16 protein-coding genes are annotated in these 16,535 nt (G+C 63.1%); 9 read left to right on the forward strand and 7 right to left on the reverse strand.

Annotation, left to right across the window (positions count from 1 at the left end):
* Positions 1-117: 117 nt before the first annotated feature.
* Positions 118-2,865: a M16 family metallopeptidase gene (locus CTA01S_RS13860; RefSeq protein ID WP_232301074.1), complete on the forward strand. Its 2,748-nt coding sequence runs from the start codon at positions 118-120 to the stop codon at positions 2,863-2,865.
* On the opposite strand, the gene CTA01S_RS13865 is transcribed toward CTA01S_RS13860, so the two are convergent.
* Entirely contained in the window at positions 2,852-4,036 is a 1,185-nt protein-coding gene (locus CTA01S_RS13865) for a GNAT family N-acetyltransferase (RefSeq protein WP_062196385.1), read from the reverse strand. The two genes, CTA01S_RS13860 and CTA01S_RS13865, sit on opposite strands and share 14 nt — an antisense overlap.
* A gap of 16 nt (positions 4,037-4,052) precedes the next feature.
* On the opposite strand from CTA01S_RS13865, the gene CTA01S_RS13870 reads away from it, so the two are divergent.
* Positions 4,053-5,750, forward strand: coding sequence for an NAD+ synthase (locus CTA01S_RS13870; RefSeq protein ID WP_062196387.1), 1,698 nt, complete (start codon positions 4,053-4,055; stop codon positions 5,748-5,750).
* Between the two features lie 36 nt (positions 5,751-5,786).
* Positions 5,787-6,125 (forward strand): P-II family nitrogen regulator, encoded by a 339-nt coding sequence (gene glnK, locus CTA01S_RS13875; RefSeq protein ID WP_019560323.1) that lies wholly within the window; start codon positions 5,787-5,789, stop codon positions 6,123-6,125.
* Between the two features lie 44 nt (positions 6,126-6,169).
* Here glnK and CTA01S_RS13880 read toward each other — a convergent pair whose 3' ends face one another.
* From CTA01S_RS13880 to CTA01S_RS13905, 6 genes are read right to left on the reverse strand one after another with little or no spacing between them, the layout of a single operon-like run.
* The gene (locus tag CTA01S_RS13880) at positions 6,170-6,760 is read right to left on the reverse strand and encodes an LOG family protein (RefSeq protein ID WP_062196389.1); all 591 of its coding nucleotides are present in this window, start codon (positions 6,758-6,760) and stop codon (positions 6,170-6,172) included.
* Positions 6,761-6,776: 16 nt separating this feature from the next.
* Positions 6,777-7,166: a diacylglycerol kinase gene (locus CTA01S_RS13885; RefSeq protein ID WP_019560321.1), complete on the reverse strand. Its 390-nt coding sequence runs from the start codon at positions 7,164-7,166 to the stop codon at positions 6,777-6,779.
* A gap of 37 nt (positions 7,167-7,203) precedes the next feature.
* A complete protein-coding gene (locus CTA01S_RS13890) occupies positions 7,204-7,752 on the reverse strand; it encodes an RDD family protein (RefSeq protein WP_232301075.1) in 549 nt (182 codons plus the stop codon).
* Positions 7,749-8,519, reverse strand: coding sequence for a DUF3106 domain-containing protein (locus CTA01S_RS13895; RefSeq protein ID WP_198150885.1), 771 nt, complete (start codon positions 8,517-8,519; stop codon positions 7,749-7,751). The genes CTA01S_RS13890 and CTA01S_RS13895 overlap by 4 nt, the downstream gene beginning before the upstream one ends.
* A gap of 8 nt (positions 8,520-8,527) precedes the next feature.
* Positions 8,528-8,974 carry a DUF3619 family protein gene (locus tag CTA01S_RS13900; RefSeq protein WP_062196393.1) on the reverse strand — a complete coding sequence of 149 codons (447 nt, stop codon included), beginning with the start codon at positions 8,972-8,974 and terminating at the stop codon, positions 8,528-8,530.
* On the reverse strand, positions 8,971-9,537 hold the full coding sequence (locus tag CTA01S_RS13905) for an RNA polymerase sigma factor (RefSeq protein ID WP_019560317.1): 567 nt from the start codon (positions 9,535-9,537) through the stop codon (positions 8,971-8,973). Before CTA01S_RS13905 ends, CTA01S_RS13900 begins: the two co-directional genes overlap by 4 nt.
* Before the next feature lie 231 nt (positions 9,538-9,768).
* Between CTA01S_RS13905 and CTA01S_RS13910 the strand changes: the two genes are divergently transcribed.
* The 6 genes from CTA01S_RS13910 to CTA01S_RS13935 all read left to right on the forward strand — a co-directional run bounded on the left by CTA01S_RS13910 (position 9,769) and on the right by CTA01S_RS13935 (position 16,526).
* A complete protein-coding gene (locus tag CTA01S_RS13910) occupies positions 9,769-11,553 on the forward strand; it encodes an acetolactate synthase 3 catalytic subunit (protein ID WP_019560316.1) in 1,785 nt (594 codons plus the stop codon).
* Positions 11,554-11,709: 156 nt separating this feature from the next.
* Positions 11,710-12,201 (forward strand): acetolactate synthase small subunit, encoded by a 492-nt coding sequence (gene ilvN / locus CTA01S_RS13915; RefSeq protein ID WP_019560315.1) that lies wholly within the window; start codon positions 11,710-11,712, stop codon positions 12,199-12,201.
* A 38-nt stretch (positions 12,202-12,239) separates the two neighbouring features.
* Positions 12,240-13,256, forward strand: coding sequence for a ketol-acid reductoisomerase (gene ilvC, locus CTA01S_RS13920; protein WP_019560314.1), 1,017 nt, complete (start codon positions 12,240-12,242; stop codon positions 13,254-13,256).
* Positions 13,257-13,344: 88 nt separating this feature from the next.
* A complete protein-coding gene (locus CTA01S_RS13925; protein WP_062196396.1) occupies positions 13,345-13,989 on the forward strand; it encodes a phosphatidylserine decarboxylase in 645 nt (214 codons plus the stop codon).
* Entirely contained in the window at positions 13,986-14,810 is an 825-nt protein-coding gene (gene pssA / locus CTA01S_RS13930) for a CDP-diacylglycerol--serine O-phosphatidyltransferase (protein WP_062196398.1), read from the forward strand. The genes CTA01S_RS13925 and pssA overlap by 4 nt, the downstream gene beginning before the upstream one ends.
* A 174-nt stretch (positions 14,811-14,984) precedes the next feature.
* Positions 14,985-16,526, forward strand: a complete 1,542-nt coding sequence (locus CTA01S_RS13935) for a 2-isopropylmalate synthase (RefSeq protein WP_062196400.1) — start codon at positions 14,985-14,987, stop codon at positions 16,524-16,526.
* Positions 16,527-16,535 lie beyond the last annotated feature (9 nt).

Raw genomic sequence — 16,535 nt, forward strand, 5'->3', positions numbered from 1 at the left:
TTTTTTAAACCACCTCTCTCTTAACCACCCCTCGAATTCGAGCGGCTGCATCTGCCAGGAACCATCGATCGCTGGGCAGGCTCTCAGATTCTTTGTGTCGCGCTTCGCATGCCGAACATGATCTTTCGTCCAGTGCTTGAGCTGTTGCGCCCCTGGTTCGTCGGGACCTTGCTGTGTTTGACCGGCTGGGCGCCTGTGCTTGGTGCTTCGCCCAGCGAGGCGACCGTCACGAAGGTGACGGAAATCGAAGGGATTGCCGAATACCGGCTTGCCAATGGCTTGCAGATCTTGCTGGTGCCCGATGGAGGCAAGCCCACGACCACGGTGAATTTGACGGTTCGGGTCGGGTCGCGCCATGAAAGCTATGGCGAGACTGGAATGGCCCACCTCTTGGAGCACCTGCTGTTCAAGGGAAGCCAGCGGTATCCCGAGGCTTGGGCCGAGTTCAGCCGTCGGGGCATGAGGGCCAATGGGTCGACCTGGTACGACCGCACCAATTACTTTGCCAGTTTCGCCCATAACGACGACACCCTGCGTTGGTATCTGGGATGGTTGGCCGACGCGATGGTGAATGCGACTTTGGCGCGCAGCGCACTGGATGCCGAAATGACAGTGGTGCGCAATGAAATGGAGATGGGGGAGAACGATGCCGGACGGATGTTGCTCGAACGTGGCCTGTCGGCGATGTACCTCTGGCACAACTACGGCAAGAGCACCATCGGCGCGCGAAGCGACATTGAGAATGTCGATATCGACGCCCTGCGACGTTTCTACCGGACGCATTACCGTCCCGACAACGCGACCTTGATCGTCTCGGGCTTGTTCGACACGGCACAGGTGTTGCGTTGGATCGAAGCGTCTTTTGGATCGATTCCGAGGCCGGACCAGGCCTTGCGGCCGGCGCCGACCCTGGACCCCGTCCAAGATGGTGAGCGCACGGTGGTGCTGCGTCGCCCCGGTGGCGCGCCCCTGGTCTATGCCCTCTACCATGTGCCGGCGGGACCGCACCCCGATCATGTGGCCATGCGCGCGCTGGCGCTCATCCTGGGTGACAGTCCCGGTGGGCGGCTGCATCGGGCACTGGTCGAGCGGTCGAAGGCGGCAGCAGCGTTTGCTTTTGCGCCAGGGCTGGCGGACCCTGGATATGCATTGTTTGGGCTGCAGTTGCAGCCTGGACAGGATGTGCCCGAGGCCGAGCGCATCTTGCTGGACGAAATCGAGCAGTTGTCCCAACGGCCGATCACGGCGGCGGAGCTGGAGCGGGCCAAGGCACGCTGGCTCAAAGAATGGGACCTGTCATTTGCCAACGCCGAGACGGTGGGGGTTGCACTGTCTGAGTCGATTGCGCAGGGGGACTGGCGACTGTTTTTTTTGACTCGCGATCGCATGCGTGATCTGCGGCTCGACCAGGTGCAACGGGTCGCTGAACAGTATCTGCGCCGCGACAATCGGACCGTGGCGCGCTATGTCCCGACGCAGGATTTGCAACGTGCCCCCGCTGCGCAGCGAGTCGACGTGACCGAGGTGCTGCGTGAGTATCGGGGCGATCCCCGCTTGGCCGCGGTGCCGACTTTCGAGGCTTCGCCGGCCAACATCGATGCGCAAACCCGTGTGTCGAGCCTGGCCGATGGCTTGCAGGTCGCATTGTTGTCCAAACCCACGCGTGGGCGGCTCGTGCATGCGCGACTGGATTTGCGGTTCGGCACGGCGCAGGATCTGCGTGGGCAATCCGAGGTCGGCGCTTTGGTGGCAGCCCTGCTCGACAAGGGCACACGACACCGCTCACGCCAGGCATTGGCCGATGAACTGGATCGGCTGCGTGCGGATGTCTCCGTGCATGAAGTCCTTGGCGGGGTCAGCGTGAGCATGCGCACGGTTGGCGAGCATTTGCCGGCGCTGGTGGGGATCGTGGCCGAGATGCTGCGCATGCCTGCCCTGGAGGCGGCCGCACTGGACGAGGTGAAGCGACAGTGGCTTGCGAGTCTGGAGGAGGCCCAACGTTCGCCGGAAGAGCTGGCTGACAACGCGGTGTTGCGCAAGCTGCGACCCTACCGAGAAGATGATGTACGCCATGTCCCAACGCTGGCGGCGCAAATGGACCGGGTGCGTGCGGTGGGCATCGAACAGGTTCGTGCGTTCCACCGTCGCTTTTACGGGGCCTCGTCGGCCCAGTTCTCGGCGGTAGGCGACTTCGATGAACAGGCGGTGCTGCAGGCTTTACGAACGCATCTGGCTGGATGGAAGAGCCCAGCCCCGTACCAGCGGGTGCCGTATCCGATGGTGACGGTCGAACCAGGGTTCGAACGCTTGCGTACACCGGATCAGCGCAACGCGTACATGCGGGCCAGCTTGCCGCTGCCGCTGAGTGATGGTGATCCGGATTATCCCGCTTTGATGCTGGCGAATTATTTGTTGGGTCAAAGCGGCAGTTCGCGGCTGTGGACACGGGTTCGCGAGACCGAGGGGCTGTCCTACGGCATCCAAACCCATGTGGAGTGGAATGCTTGGGAGCCGCATTCGGTGTGGTCGCTGTCAGTGATTTTCGCGCCGGAGAATCTCAGCCGCGTACGACGGGCGATCGATGAAGAGTTCCAGCGTGTGTTGACCGAGGGATTTACCGCCGAAGAGCTCGAGGCCGGCCGCAAGGGATTGTTGGCTTTGCGGCATTTGTCCCGGGCTCAGGATGCTCATCTGAGCGCGGCGCTGGTGGAGAACTTGCGGCTGGGGCGGCGTTTCGCCGTTTCGCAAGCCGTGGATGAGCGCATCGCGCAGTTGAGCGTGCAGGAGGTGAATGCAGCGCTGCGCAAGTATCTGAGGCCCGAGCGCTTCGTCTGGGCGGCTGCGGGTGATTTCACGGACGAGTGAGATCGGTCGTCTCGTCGGGGGCGACGCGAAATGGAAGGCGTTCGCGCAATTCGTCCACATAGGCGGACAGCCCTTGTGCCTCTTGGTCGAGGAAGCGAGCCACGGCTGCGGCGAAGGCTGGCCGCGTCAACCAATGGGCAGACTGGGTCGTGACGGGGCGCAGGCCCCGCGCCATTTTGTGTTCGCCTTGCGCGCCGCCTTCGAAGCGATGGTAGCCCTGTGCGATGCACCAGGTGAGCGGCTGGTAGTAACAGGCTTCGAAATGCAGGCAGGGCACGGGCTCCAGGCTGCCCCAGTAGCGACCATAAGCCGTGCGTTGTTGGGGGTCGAGGGCGAGCAATGAGGAGGCGATTGGCCGCGAGTCTCGATGCGCGATGACCATGAGCCAGTGCTCGGGCAAGTCCTTGGCCATGTCGGCGAAGAAGGGCCTGGTCAGGTACGGGGTAGAGCGATGGGCACGGTACGTCGCCAGGTAGCATTGGTGAAAAAAATCCCAATCTTGCCCGGTGATCGCGCGACCAGTGCGTATTTCGAACGTGACGCCGGCCTGGGCGACACGGCGCCGTTCCTGCAGGATCTTCTTGCGCTTGTCGCGGTGTAGATCGGCCAAGAAGTCGTCAAAGCTTCCATAGGGTTCGGGGCGTCGGTTGTGCCAATGGAATTGCACGCTGCTGCGCAGCAACCAGCCCTCGGATTGGGCGGCAATCCGATCGTCCTCAGACAAAAAGAGCACATGGACGGAGGACAGACCGAGTTGCTCGGCCTGCTGCCGCAAGGCGCGCAACAAGAGGCGCCGGGTGTCGGCCTCGCGCGCCAGTAGACGTGGACCGGGCACCGGGGTGAAAGGCACGGCAACGGTCAACTTGGGGTAGTAAGGCAGCCCGTAGCGCTCATGGGCTTTGGCCCATGCCCAGTCGAAGACGTACTCGCCATAGGAGTGTGACTTCAGATAGGCCGGGCAAGCTGCGACCAACTCGTCGTTGCGCCATACGGTCAGGAACTGGGGCAGCCAGCCGGTGTGCGCCGTGGCGCTGCCACAGCGGTGCAGGGCGGCCAGATAGGCGTGGCGCAGAAACGGCGTGCCTCCGGCCGTGCCCTCGACGAGCGCGTCCCAGGCTCGGGCCTCGATCTGCAAAGGGTCGTCCACGACCCGGATGACATAATCAGACATCGAATTCTTCCTGCATATGTCCACACACGCCGTCGTCAAGCTTGCAGTCGCGCAGTTCAATCCGTGGGTGGGAGACCTCACCGGAAATGTGGCCCGTATCGAGGCGTTTGCACGTCAAGCGTACGCGCAGGGGGTGCGTTTGTTGGTGACGCCGGAACTGTCGCTGTGCGGCTATCCGCCAGAGGATTTGTTGCTGAGGCCGGCCTTCTTGGAGGCTTGCGAGAAGGCACTGCAGCAGTGTGCCTCGCGCCTGGCCGATCTGGAGGGCTTGCATGTGGTCGTCGGGCATCCGCGGGCTGTGTTCGGTGCAGGAGATGTTAGGACCAAGTCCGTGATCGTGCCGCAGCGCGTCAATGCAGCATCGGTGTTGGCGGGGGGAGCGGTGCGGGCTACTTATGCCAAGCGCGAACTGCCGAACTATCAGGTCTTTGACGAGAAGCGCTATTTCGTGTCGGGGCGCGAGCTGGGATGGGGCCCAGTGGTCTTCGATGTGGGAGGGCTGCGGTTTGGCCTGAACATCTGTGAGGACGCTTGGTTCGCCGAGCCGGCGTTGAGTGCCAGACAGGCCGGGGCCCAGGTGCTGCTGGTGCTCAATGCGTCTCCCTATCATCTGGGCAAGGTTCAAGAGCGCGAGCAGCGCATGGCCGAGCGCGCGCGCGCCTGTGGTTTGCCGCTGATCTATGCGCACCAGGTCGGTGGTCAGGACGAGGTGGTTTTCGACGGGGCCTCTTTTGCGCTCGATGCCGATGGCACGGTCACGGCCCGCGCTCCGATGTTCGAGGAGCACCTGCTGGTGCTGGAGGTCGCAGCCCGCGGCATCCGTGGGGAAGTGCACCCGTTGCCGTCGCTGGAGGCGCAGGTGTGGGCCGCATTGGTCACCGGGGTGCGCGACTACGTGGGCAAGAACGGATTTCCGGGGGCCATCATTGGCCTGAGCGGGGGGATCGATTCGGCGCTGGTACTGGCGGTGGCCGTCGATGCGCTGGGGGCCGACCGGGTGCGCGCGGTGATGATGCCTTCGCCCTATACGGCGGAAATTTCATGGCGGGACGCGCGCGACATGGCGCAGCGCTTGGGGGTGCGTTATGACGAGTTCTCGATCACGCCGATGTTCGAGGCTTTCAAGGCTGCGTTGGCCCAGGAGTTTGCGGGGCTGGCCGAAGATGCGACCGAAGAGAACATCCAGGCCCGTGTGCGTGGCACGCTGCTGATGGCTTTGTCCAACAAGCACGGCAGCATCGTGCTGACCACGGGCAACAAGAGTGAGATGGCCACCGGCTATTGCACGTTGTACGGCGACATGGCCGGCGGATTTGCGGTGATCAAGGATGTGGCCAAGACGTGGGTATATCGCCTGGCGCGTTGGAAGAATGAGCAGCCCACGCGGCGGGCCGATGGCAGCATCGGTCCGGTGATTCCCGAGCGCATCATCACGCGGCCGCCTTCGGCCGAACTGCGGCCCAACCAAACCGATCAGGACAGTTTGCCGCCCTATGAGGTGCTGGATGCGATCATGCAGCGCTACATGGAAGACGATCAAAGCATCGAGGAGATCGTCGCCGCAGGCTATGCGCGCGAGGATGTCGAGCGTGTCACGCGGCTGTTGAAGATCAATGAGTACAAGCGGCGTCAGGCGCCGGTGGGCATCCGCATCACGCACCGCGCCTTTGGCAGAGACTGGCGTTATCCCATCACATCGAAGTTCCGCGCTTAAACTAACTGGATCGAAGCCACGAATCACGGAGCATCCATGAAGCAGATCACCGCCATCATCAAACCGTTCAAACTCGAAGAAGTGCGTGAGGCTTTGGCCGAGGTGGGCGTGACGGGGTTGACCGTCACGGAGGTCAAGGGCTTCGGGCGTCAGAAAGGTCACACCGAGCTGTATCGCGGCGCTGAATATGTGGTGGACTTTCTGCCGAAGGTGAAGATCGAGGTCGTGGTCAAAGATGAAGACGTGGACCGCTGCATCGAGGCCATCGTGAAGGCGGCCAAGACGGGCAAGATCGGCGATGGAAAGATTTTCGTGACGCCGGTGGAGCAGGTGGTTCGCATCCGCACGGGCGAGACCGACGAGGCAGCCATCTGACGGTTGGCGCGGCAAAGGTGCTGCGGCGGGGCGCGCTCATCCCCTCAAATGGGCCGATAGTCGTCAGCTGCTATGGCGTGGCGGGCCTGGTGCCTGAGGCGCTGTACCAATTCGGCCGGATCGGTTCCGACTTCCAACGCGCCGTGCTGCGCGGGGCTCAGGAATCCTTGTTCGACCGTGTGGCCAAGGAAGGCGATCAGGGGGTCGTAGTAGCCTTCGACATTGAGCAGGCCAATGGGTTTGTCGTGGTAACCCAGTTGTCGCCAAGTCCAGACTTCGAACAGTTCTTCGAAGGTGCCAATGCCTCCTGGCAGTGCGAGGAATGCGTCGGATTGCTCGGCCATGAGGCGTTTGCGCTCATGCATGGTTTGCACCACGCGCAATTCCGTCAAGCCCTGATGGCCGACTTCACGGTCCATCAAGCTCTGGGGGATGACGCCGATGACGGTGCCGCCTTCAGCCAGCGCCGCATCGGCCACGAGGCCCATCAGCCCCACCCGCCCCCCGCCGTAGATCAGCCGAGTGCCGGTGCGTGCCAAATGGCGGCCCAGCGCTCGTGCAGTGTCCGCGTAGGCGGGGTTTGCGCCGGTCCGAGAGCCACAATAGACGCACAGAGAAAAAGCAGGCGGGCTCATGGGGGGGGGCGGGTCTTCAGAAGGTGGGGGACGTCAGGCGGGTGTAGAGCGCGGCAGTCCAGATCGCGGCACACAGCAGCAGCGACAACAGCACGGCCGCGCTGGCGAAATCTTTGGCGCGTTTGGACAGCTCGTGGATGTCGTAGGAGACGCGGTCGATGGCGGCTTCGATGCCAGAGTTGAGCAATTCGACGATGAGCACCAACACGACCGAACCAGCGAGCAAGGCGGTTTCGACCCAACCGCGGCCCAGCCAGAATGCCGTCGGTAGCATCACGATGGCCAGCCACAGTTCCTGACGGAAGGCACTTTCGCTGCGGTAGGCCGTTCGTAAGCCGTCCAGCGAGTGGACGAAGGCGTGCAGGATGCGATTCAGGCCGCTGCGGCCTTTGTATGGGTTGGTCATGCGCTCGATTGTGCCGTTGCCTGACGCCTCGCCACGGTCAGGAGCCAGTACGATGGATCGGGGGCACCAGAACGAGTCGGGTGCCGCAGAGCGCATCGTGCCAGAACTGCCGGTCGGCCCGCAGCAGGCTCGACAGCGCATAGGCCAGTGCCCAGCCGGCCAAGGCAGCGAAGACGGCCCAGCCGCTGCGGGTCCAGCCCATCAGATGGGCCAGACCGAGACCGGGTAACACCCAGATCCAGGCGCAGAAGAAGCGACTCAGTGCCCGAATCAGACCCGGAGGGCGCCCATCGGGGCCTTCGAGGCGGATGCGCCAAGTTTGCATGGGCAGGGTCTGGCCGCTTTGCGTCCAGCACCAGACGAAATACAGCGCCAAGACGGCGGCCACGAGCAAGCCCAGGCCGAGGCGACCGACGAGGGCGTGGCGCTGCCCGGTGGCCACACCATAGACGAGGCCCGTGATCATCACGATGCCAAACAGCAGCACGGTTTCGTACACGAGACAGGCCAAGCGGCGTCGCAGCGTCGGCGCGGAGGGCGACGGCGAGACGCCCGGTGATGAGATGCTGGAGGGATGTGTGCTCAAGGGATGGTCGCAGTGGTGGCTGGCGCTGCGCTGCGGCTCGGGGGCATGATGATCGCGGCGCCCTGAGGCCCTGCCAGGGGCAGCAGGGTCTTCGGATGGATGAAGCTTGGAGACGTGGTGATTTTGGGCAGGCCGGCCTGCTGGTGCCATGGCGGCATCGGTTGCTGGGTGATGGGAATGGTGGTGGCACCCGGGCGCACCTGGGCCGCGGTGGGGGCCACCGGCTGCGGCATCACCCGACTGGTGGCCGGTGCGGGCACCAGCCCGGGGGGCTCGCGCTCCGAGGTTTTGCGCCCGGGCTGAAGCAGCGAGGCCGAAGGCGATGCAGCCTTGCGCGCTTTAGCTGCCAAGGCCTGGCGCTCTTCGGCTGACAGCGATTGATAGGTTTCCCAACGGCTCAGCCGCTCGGTTGCTGGCACATCCTGCAAGGATTGAAAGTAGTTGATGCGCGCCAAGGTCCGCTGTTGAGGCGAAAGTTGCACCCATTCGAGCATGCGTTGGTGGACGCGCCGTTGCTCGTCTTCGCTCATGTGGGGAAAGCGTTCGGCAATTTCGAGCCATTTGCGCTTGCGCGATCCATCCAGGCGGTTCCATTCGCGGCGCAGGGGGGCCAGGGCCTCCTGCTGGGCAGGGGTCAGCGCGTTCCAGCGCGGGCCTCCTGTGGAACTGGTCTGGGCCTGGGCGAGTGTCGGCAGGCTGGCACTCCAGCCGCCGGCCGTCATGTACAGCAGGGCAGTCAGCGTGGCCGCGCCGAGTGAAGAGGCCAAGCGTCGCATCATTCCCTGGGGGTCTTCAGAAACTCCAGAAAGCCTGGGTCCGCATAAGCGGTCGGAGGCAAGTCGTCGGTCAGCAAGGTCGCGTCCATCTCCGCGGCCAAGCGGATCTGTCGCTCCATGTGCCAATCTTCGATCAAGGCCAAGCCGACCAGCAAGGCCAGCAGGGGAAGGAGGCCGCCCAGGGCGGCGGCCCAGCGGGGTAGGCCGCCACGGTGGGGGGCGGCGCCCCCAAGCCCCAGCACGGCAGCGCCGCCGGTACTCAGGCGCACTGGGGGCGTCTCGGTCCAGGCGACACGGCGGCGTGCGAGCGCCTGTGTGCGTGCGAAGCGCAGGCGTTCGCCGACGTCTGCCGGCACATCGAGTTCGGACAGCCGGGCCGCGATGCGAAGGCCGAGGCGAGCCTCCAGGGCCTCGATCTCGGCCGTGTGAAGGGTGGTTGGGTTCATGGCACGATCCCCTTGGCCTTGAGGGCGCGGGCCAGGGCATGCACCGCGCGCGAACAATGGGTTTTGACGCTGCCTTCGGAACAGCCCATCACCGCAGCCGTTTCCGCAACGTCGAATTCTTCCCAGTAACGCATCAAAAACGCCTCCCGTTGACGCGGCGGCAGCTTCTGCACTTCGGCGTCGATGGCCTGGAGCACTTGGCTGCGCGCCAGCGCGTCGGCAGCACTTTCCGTGCCTTGCGTGTCTTGCAAGGCTTCGAGCGTATCGAGCAAGTCGGCCGTCTCGACGCCATCGTGTTCTTCCAGATCGGAAAACGATTGCATGACCGCCGTGCGGACTTTTTGGCGGCGAAACCAGTCGTTGGTGGCGTTGGACAGGATGCGCTGAAACAGCAGCGGCAACTCGGCAGCGGGGCGATCGCCGTATTTCTCGGCCAGCCGGATCATGGCGTCTTGCACGATGTCCAAGGCGGCGTCGGTGTCGCGCACGGCGTAGACCACGCGCTTGAATGCGCGTTTGTCGGCGCCCTTGAGAAAGTCGCTGAGTTCTTGTTCGGTGGCCAAGGGACAGTGCCGGATCGTACGCGCTATGGACTCGGTGGAAATTATCGCATTGCCCCGCGCCGGTGCGTGGCGGCGATGTCATAATGTTGCCCTGCACAACATTGGGTCTCGACTCGGACGCCCGACCCGGGCGCCTCGTTCATGACCGCGCAGGCTCCACACCCGCCTCACGAGGGCGTGGGAAGGGGCACCGATCGTTTTTCGTTAGAGAAATTCAGAAAGGTTCGACATATGGACATGTCTGCCGCGGAACACAAGCGCGCTGCCGCCACGCAGGGCGCGTCTTCCTCGCAATCTTCCCATCAAGAACTCAACGGCTCCGAAATCCTGGTGCGTTGTCTCCAGGCCGAAGGGGTGAAGTACATCTGGGGGTACCCAGGGGGCGCCGTCTTGTACATCTATGACGCGCTGTACAAGCAAGACACCATCCAGCATGTGTTGGTGCGCCACGAGCAAGCGGCTGTGCATGCAGCCGATGGCTATGCCCGCGCCACCGGGGAGGTGGGGGTGGCGCTGGTGACTTCGGGGCCGGGTGTCACCAATGCCGTGACCGGCATCGCCACGGCGTACATGGATTCCATTCCAATGGTGATCATCACGGGACAGGTGCCCACGCCGGCCATCGGTTTGGACGCCTTCCAAGAATGTGACACCGTGGGTATCACGCGCCCGATCGTCAAGCACAACTTCCTGGTCAAGGACGTCAAAGACCTGGCCATGACGATCAAGAAGGCCTTCCACATCGCGCGCACTGGGCGGCCGGGTCCGGTGGTGGTGGATGTGCCCAAGGACGTGTCGCTCAAGACGGCCGAGTTTCATTATCCCGAGCGCGTGGAAATGCGCTCGTACAACCCCGTGCGCAAAGGCCATGGCGGACAGATCCGCAAGGCCGTGCAACTGCTGATGCAAGCTCGGCGGCCCTACATTTACACCGGCGGCGGTGTGATCCTGGGCAATGCGTCGGCCGAGTTGCGCGAGCTCGTGGACTTGCTGGGCTATCCCTGCACCAACACCTTGATGGGTTTGGGGGCGTTTCCGGCCACCGACCCCCGGTTCCTGGGCATGTTGGGCATGCACGGGACCTATGAAGCCAACATGACCATGCAGAACTGCGATGTGCTGTTGGCCGTGGGAGCGCGCTTCGACGATCGAGTGATTGGCAATCCCAAGCATTTCGCCTCGGTGGAGCGCAAGATCATCCATGTGGACATCGATCCTTCATCGATTTCCAAGCGCGTGAAGGTCGACATCCCCATCGTGGGCGACGTCAAAGAGGTGCTGCAGGAGTTGATCGCGCACATTCGCGAGCAACAACTGCGCCCAGACGCTCAGGCGCTGGCGAGCTGGTGGGGGCAGATCAACGAGTGGCGCAAGCGTGAGTGCTTGAAGTACAAGCATTCCGAGGAAGTCATCAAGCCCCAGTTCGTCATCGAGAAGCTGTGGGAGATGACGCGCGACCGCGAGACCTACATCACCTCCGACGTGGGGCAGCATCAGATGTGGGCGGCGCAGTTCTATCGCTTCGACGAGCCCCGCCGCTGGATCAACTCTGGTGGTCTGGGCACGATGGGCGTGGGCTTGCCCTATGCGATGGGCATCAAGCTGGCCAAGCCGCAGGCCGATGTGTTTTGTATCACTGGCGAGGGCTCGATCCAGATGTGCATCCAGGAGCTCTCGACCTGTCAGCAGTACCAGACGCCGGTCAAGATCATTTCATTGAACAACCGCTATCTGGGCATGGTGCGACAGTGGCAGCAGCTCGACTACGGTGGCCGCTATTCGCACAGCTACATGGATGCGCTGCCCGACTTCGTCAAGTTGGCCGAAGCCTACGGCCATGTCGGCATGAAAATCGAGAAGCCGTCGGAAGTGGAGCCGGCGCTGCGCGAGATGATGCGCCTGAAGGACCGTACGGTCTTTTTGGATGTGCGCACCGATCCGACCGAGAACGTCTGGCCCATGGTCCAGGCGGGCAAGGGCATCACGGAGATGCTGCTGGGCTCCGAAGATCTGTGACCCTCGGCAAGGCCGGCAAGGGCGCCACGTTGCCGCGTGGCGTCAGGCGCCGGCCGGACGGGGCGATCGGCTTCGGAACGACAATCACCCTCTCGAAGGACGTGGCCAAGGGCCGCCGGTTACCGCCGTCGGCCTGAAGAGCGCGAACAACGACCCATGAAACACATCATTGCAGTGCTGCTGGAGAATGAGGCTGGGGCCCTCTCCCGCGTGGTGGGCCTCTTTTCGGCCCGCGGCTACAACATTGAAAGCCTGACCGTGGCGCCGACGGAAGATCCGTCGCTGTCGCGCATGACCATCGTCACCACGGGTTCGGATGACGTGATCGAACAGATCACCAAGCACTTGAACCGGTTGATCGAAGTGGTGAAGGTGGTGGACTTGACCGAAGGCAGCTACACCGAGCGGGAGCTGATGCTCATCAAGGTGCGCGCCGTCGGCAAGGAGCGTGAGGAGATGAAACGCATGGCCGACATCTTCCGCGGCCGCATCATCGATGTCACCGAAAAGACTTACACCATTGAACTGACCGGCGATGCCGCCAAGCTCGACGCCTTCATCGAGGCCATCGAACGCACCGCCATCCTCGAGACCGTGCGCACCGGCACCAGCGGCATCGGCCGCGGTGAGCGGATCCTGCGCGTCTGATCCCCGACCCTTCCCAACCGGACAACCTGGAGAACACCATGAAGGTCTATTACGACAAGGACGCCGACCTGAGCCTGATCAAAGGCAAGAATGTCACCATCATCGGCTATGGCTCGCAAGGCCATGCTCATGCGCAGAACCTCAATGACAGCGGCGTGAAGGTGACGGTGGGGTTGCGGCGTGGCGGCGCCTCTTGGGGCAAAGCCGAGAAGGCCGGCCTGAAGGTGGCTGAGATCCCCGAGGCAGTGAAGACGGCCGATGTGGTGATGATTCTGCTGCCCGACGAGCAAATCGCCAGCGTCTACAAGAACGAGGTCGAACCCCATATCAAGCAAGGCGCCTCGCTGGCTTTCGCGCATGGATTCAACGTGCACTATGGGCAAGTGATTCCTCGCGAGGACCTGGATGTGTGGATGGTCGCCCCCAAGGCGCCGGGTCACACCGTGCGGGCTACCTACACCCAAGGCGGTGGTGTGCCCCATCTGATCGCCGTGCATGCGGACAGGAGCGGCAAGGCGCGGGATTTGGCCTTGAGCTACGCGGTGGCCAACGGCGGTGGCAAGGCCGGCATCATCGAAACCAGTTTCCGTGAGGAAACCGAGACCGACCTGTTCGGCGAGCAGGCCGTGCTGTGCGGCGGTACGGTCGAGCTGATCAAGGCGGGGTTCGAAACCTTGGTGGAAGCCGGGTATGCGCCAGAGATGGCTTATTTCGAATGCCTGCACGAGCTCAAGCTGATCGTGGATTTGATCTACGAAGGCGGTATCGGCAACATGAACTACTCGATTTCGAACAATGCCGAGTACGGAGAGTACGTCACCGGGCCGCGGGTGATCACCGAGCAGACCAAGCAGGCCATGCGTCAGTGCCTGAAAGACATTCAGACCGGCGAGTACGCCAAGAGCTTCATCCTGGAAAACAAGGCGGGCGCGCCGACGTTGCTGTCGCGCCGTCGGTTGACCGCCCAACACCCGATCGAGGTCGTGGGCGAGCAGCTTCGCGCGATGATGCCTTGGATCCGCAAGAACCGCCTGGTGGACCAGTCCAAGAACTGATGGCACGACCGTCGCGATCAGCGCCGATCGAGCCGCGAGGCCTGCCTCGCGGCTTTTTTTCTCGCCGGGCTGTTGTATCCTCGCGCCCATGAACTATCCCCATCCTTTTCTTGCGAAGGAAGGCTGGCCTTTCATCGCCATTGCTTTTTTCGTGGCGGTCTTCGCCTCCTTCTTTTTGACGGGTTTCGTGGCCATTCTGTGCTGGCTGGTGCTGGCCTTCGTGGTGCAGTTCTTCCGCGATCCACCCCGGCCGGTTCCGGCAGACGTCGGCGCGGTGCTGTCGCCGGCCGATGGCCGTATCGTGAAGGTCGAAAAGGTCCGTGACCCCTACGCCGACCGCGACGCGCTGCTCATCAGCGTGTTCATGAACGTCTTCAACGTGCATTCCAACCGCATCAGCGTCGATGGCCGGGTCGTCAAAGTGCAGTATTTCCCGGGGCTGTTCATCAATGCCGACCTGGACAAGGCGTCGTTGGAGAACGAGCGCAATGCCGTAGTGATCGAATCGGGCCCGCACACCGTGACCTTGGTTCAGGTGGCCGGATTGATTGCCCGACGCATCCTGTGCTACGTGAGGCCGGGCGATGTGGTCGAAAAGGGGCAGCGCTACGGGTTCATCCGCTTTGGCTCCCGGGTGGATGTTTACTTGCCGGTCGAGGCCACGCCCCGGGTGGCCCCGGGCGACAAAGTGGCGGCCACTTCCACCATTCTGGCCTTGCTTCCACAGCAATGAACGAAACGCCGGAATCCGTTGAGGCCTTGCACGAGGAGGCTGCGCGCCCGCGTCGCAAGGGCATTTACATCCTGCCCAATCTGTTCACGTTGGCGGCGTTGTTCGGTGGCTTCTACGCCATCGTGATGGCGATGAACGATCGCTTTGATTTGGCCGCCGTGGGCATCTTCTGTGCGATGGTGCTGGACAGTCTGGACGGGCGGGTGGCGCGCATGACCAACACCCAAAGCACGTTCGGCGAGCAGATGGACAGCCTGTCGGACATGGTGTCCTTTGGCGCCGCGCCGGCGCTCATCGTGTACGAATGGGCGCTCAAGGGGTTGGGCAAGCTGGGCTGGATCGCCGCCTTCGTCTATTGCTCTGGAGCGGCCTTGCGCCTGGCGCGCTTCAACACCAACATTTCGGTGGTCGACAAGCGCTTTTTCCAGGGGCTGCCCAGCCCGGCGGCGGCGGCGCTGGTGGTGGGCTTCATCTGGGTGATGGACGACCTGGGCTACCGGGGGGCCTCGCGCATCGACTGGCTGACCTGGGGAGCGTTCGCGCTCACGCTCTATGCCGGGTTGACCATGGTCACCAACGTGCCGTTTTACAGCTTCAAGGACGTGAGTTTTCGCCATAGCGTGCCCTTTGTGGTGGTGGTGGCCATCGCCTTGGGTTTCGCGCTGATCGCCTACCACCCGCCGGTCGTGTTGTTCGTGCTGTTCGTGGTCTATGGCTTTTCGGGTTATGGGGTTTATGGCTACCGCAAGGCCAAGGGCAAGCCGGTCAGTGTGATCGCCGTGTCCACGGACGAACCCGACGAGCAGGGGCTGCACCGCTGATCGGTGCTATATTGTTTCCATGGTTTCTGTCCTGACGATGTCCTTGCTACCCCTAGGAGTGCCGCGGGCACGCTGATCGTCTTCGTCAACGGTTTCCAGCACGAACGGCCCGCCAGCGCACCCAGCCCGCGGGCCGTTTCGTTTTCACCGCATCGTATCCCCACGGAGCCCATCATGGCCGATAAGCTGATCATCTTCGACACCACGCTGCGCGACGGGGAGCAGTCTCCCGGCGCTTCGATGACCAAGGACGAGAAGCTGCGCATCGCTCGTCAGCTCGAACGCTTGCGCGTGGACGTGATCGAGGCGGGGTTTGCGGCGGCATCCAACGGCGACTTCGAGGCGGTCAAGTCGATTGCCGACCACATCAAGGGCTCTACCGTGTGCTCGCTGGCACGGGCCAACGACCGCGACATCAGTTGCGCCGCCGAAGCCCTGAAGGGGGCGGCCTCCGCACGCATCCACACCTTCATCGCCACCAGCCCGCTGCACATGGAAAAGAAGCTGCGCATGACGCCGGAGCAGGTGTACGAGCAGGCCCGGCTGGCAGTGCGTTTCGCGCGCAATCTGTGCGGTGATGTGGAGTTTTCTCCCGAGGATGGCTATCGCTCGGACATCGATTTTCTGTGCCGTGTGCTGGAGGCCGTGATCGACGAAGGTGCCACCACCATCAACATTCCGGACACGGTGGGGTATGCGGTGCCCGAGCTGTATGGCAACTTCATCAAGACGTTGCGCGAGCGCATCCCGAATTCCGACAAGGCGGTGTGGTCGGTGCATTGCCACAACGATTTGGGCATGGCAGTGGCCAACTCGCTGGCCGGTGTGCAAATCGGCGGCGCGCGCCAGGTCGAATGCACCATCAATGGCCTGGGCGAGCGGGCCGGCAATTGCTCGCTGGAAGAAGTCGTGATGGCTGTGCGCACGCGTCGTGACTACTTCGGGCTGGAGGTGGGCATCGACACCACGCAGATCGTGCCGGCCTCGCGGCTGGTGTCGCAGATCACCGGTTTCGTGGTCCAGCCCAACAAGGCCGTGGTAGGCGCCAATGCGTTTGCGCATGCATCGGGCATCCACCAAGACGGTGTGCTCAAAGCCCGCGACACCTACGAGATCATGCGTGCGGAGGACGTGGGCTGGACCGCCAACAAGATCGTGCTGGGCAAGCTGTCGGGGCGCAACGCCTTCAAACAGCGTTTGCAGGAGCTGGGCATCGAGCTGGAATCCGAGGCCGAGATCAACGCGGCGTTTGCCAAGTTCAAGGAATTGGCGGATCGCAAGAGTGAGATCTTCGACGAGGACATCATCGCACTGGTGGGCGATGAGAGCGTGACCAACGAACATGAGCACTACCGTTTGTTGGCGCTGTCTCAGCACTCCGAAACGGGCGAGCGCCCGCACGCCAAGGTGGTTTTCGCCGCCGGCGATCGGGAGATCCATGGCGAAAGCCATGGCAACGGCCCGGTGGATGCCAGCTTGAAGGCCATCGAAGCCCATGTGCAGAGCGGGGCGGAGATGCTGCTGTATTCGGTCAATGCCATCACGTCGGGCAGCACGGAATCGCAGGGGGAGGTGACGATCCGGCTGCAGCACGGGGGCCGGGTGGTCAATGGCGTGGGGGCCGACCCGGACATCGTGGTGGCCTCGGCCAAGGCCTATCTCGCCGCCTTGAACAAGCTGCACAGCAAGAGTGAGCGGGTGGCGGCCCAGGGTTGAGTCCGGGGG

It is taken from the genome of Caldimonas taiwanensis NBRC 104434 (assembly GCF_001592165.1).
Taxonomy (GTDB): domain Bacteria; phylum Pseudomonadota; class Gammaproteobacteria; order Burkholderiales; family Burkholderiaceae_C; genus Caldimonas; species Caldimonas manganoxidans.

What these genes read in the sequence shown, in the direction of transcription:
- CTA01S_RS13860 (WP_232301074.1), top strand. Translation starts at nt 118, where the DNA reads ATGATCTTTCGTCCAGTGCTTGAGCTGTTGCGCCCCTGGTTCGTCGGG.
- CTA01S_RS13865 (WP_062196385.1), bottom strand. Translation starts at nt 4,036, where the DNA reads ATGTCTGATTATGTCATCCGGGTCGTGGACGACCCTTTGCAGATCGAG.
- CTA01S_RS13870 (WP_062196387.1), top strand. Translation starts at nt 4,053, where the DNA reads ATGTCCACACACGCCGTCGTCAAGCTTGCAGTCGCGCAGTTCAATCCG.
- glnK (WP_019560323.1), top strand. Translation starts at nt 5,787, where the DNA reads ATGAAGCAGATCACCGCCATCATCAAACCGTTCAAACTCGAAGAAGTG.
- CTA01S_RS13880 (WP_062196389.1), bottom strand. Translation starts at nt 6,760, where the DNA reads ATGAGCCCGCCTGCTTTTTCTCTGTGCGTCTATTGTGGCTCTCGGACC.
- CTA01S_RS13885 (WP_019560321.1), bottom strand. Translation starts at nt 7,166, where the DNA reads ATGACCAACCCATACAAAGGCCGCAGCGGCCTGAATCGCATCCTGCAC.
- CTA01S_RS13900 (WP_062196393.1), bottom strand. Translation starts at nt 8,974, where the DNA reads ATGAACCCAACCACCCTTCACACGGCCGAGATCGAGGCCCTGGAGGCT.
- CTA01S_RS13910 (WP_019560316.1), top strand. Translation starts at nt 9,769, where the DNA reads ATGGACATGTCTGCCGCGGAACACAAGCGCGCTGCCGCCACGCAGGGC.
- ilvN (WP_019560315.1), top strand. Translation starts at nt 11,710, where the DNA reads ATGAAACACATCATTGCAGTGCTGCTGGAGAATGAGGCTGGGGCCCTC.
- ilvC (WP_019560314.1), top strand. Translation starts at nt 12,240, where the DNA reads ATGAAGGTCTATTACGACAAGGACGCCGACCTGAGCCTGATCAAAGGC.
- CTA01S_RS13925 (WP_062196396.1), top strand. Translation starts at nt 13,345, where the DNA reads ATGAACTATCCCCATCCTTTTCTTGCGAAGGAAGGCTGGCCTTTCATC.
- pssA (WP_062196398.1), top strand. Translation starts at nt 13,986, where the DNA reads ATGAACGAAACGCCGGAATCCGTTGAGGCCTTGCACGAGGAGGCTGCG.
- CTA01S_RS13935 (WP_062196400.1), top strand. Translation starts at nt 14,985, where the DNA reads ATGGCCGATAAGCTGATCATCTTCGACACCACGCTGCGCGACGGGGAG.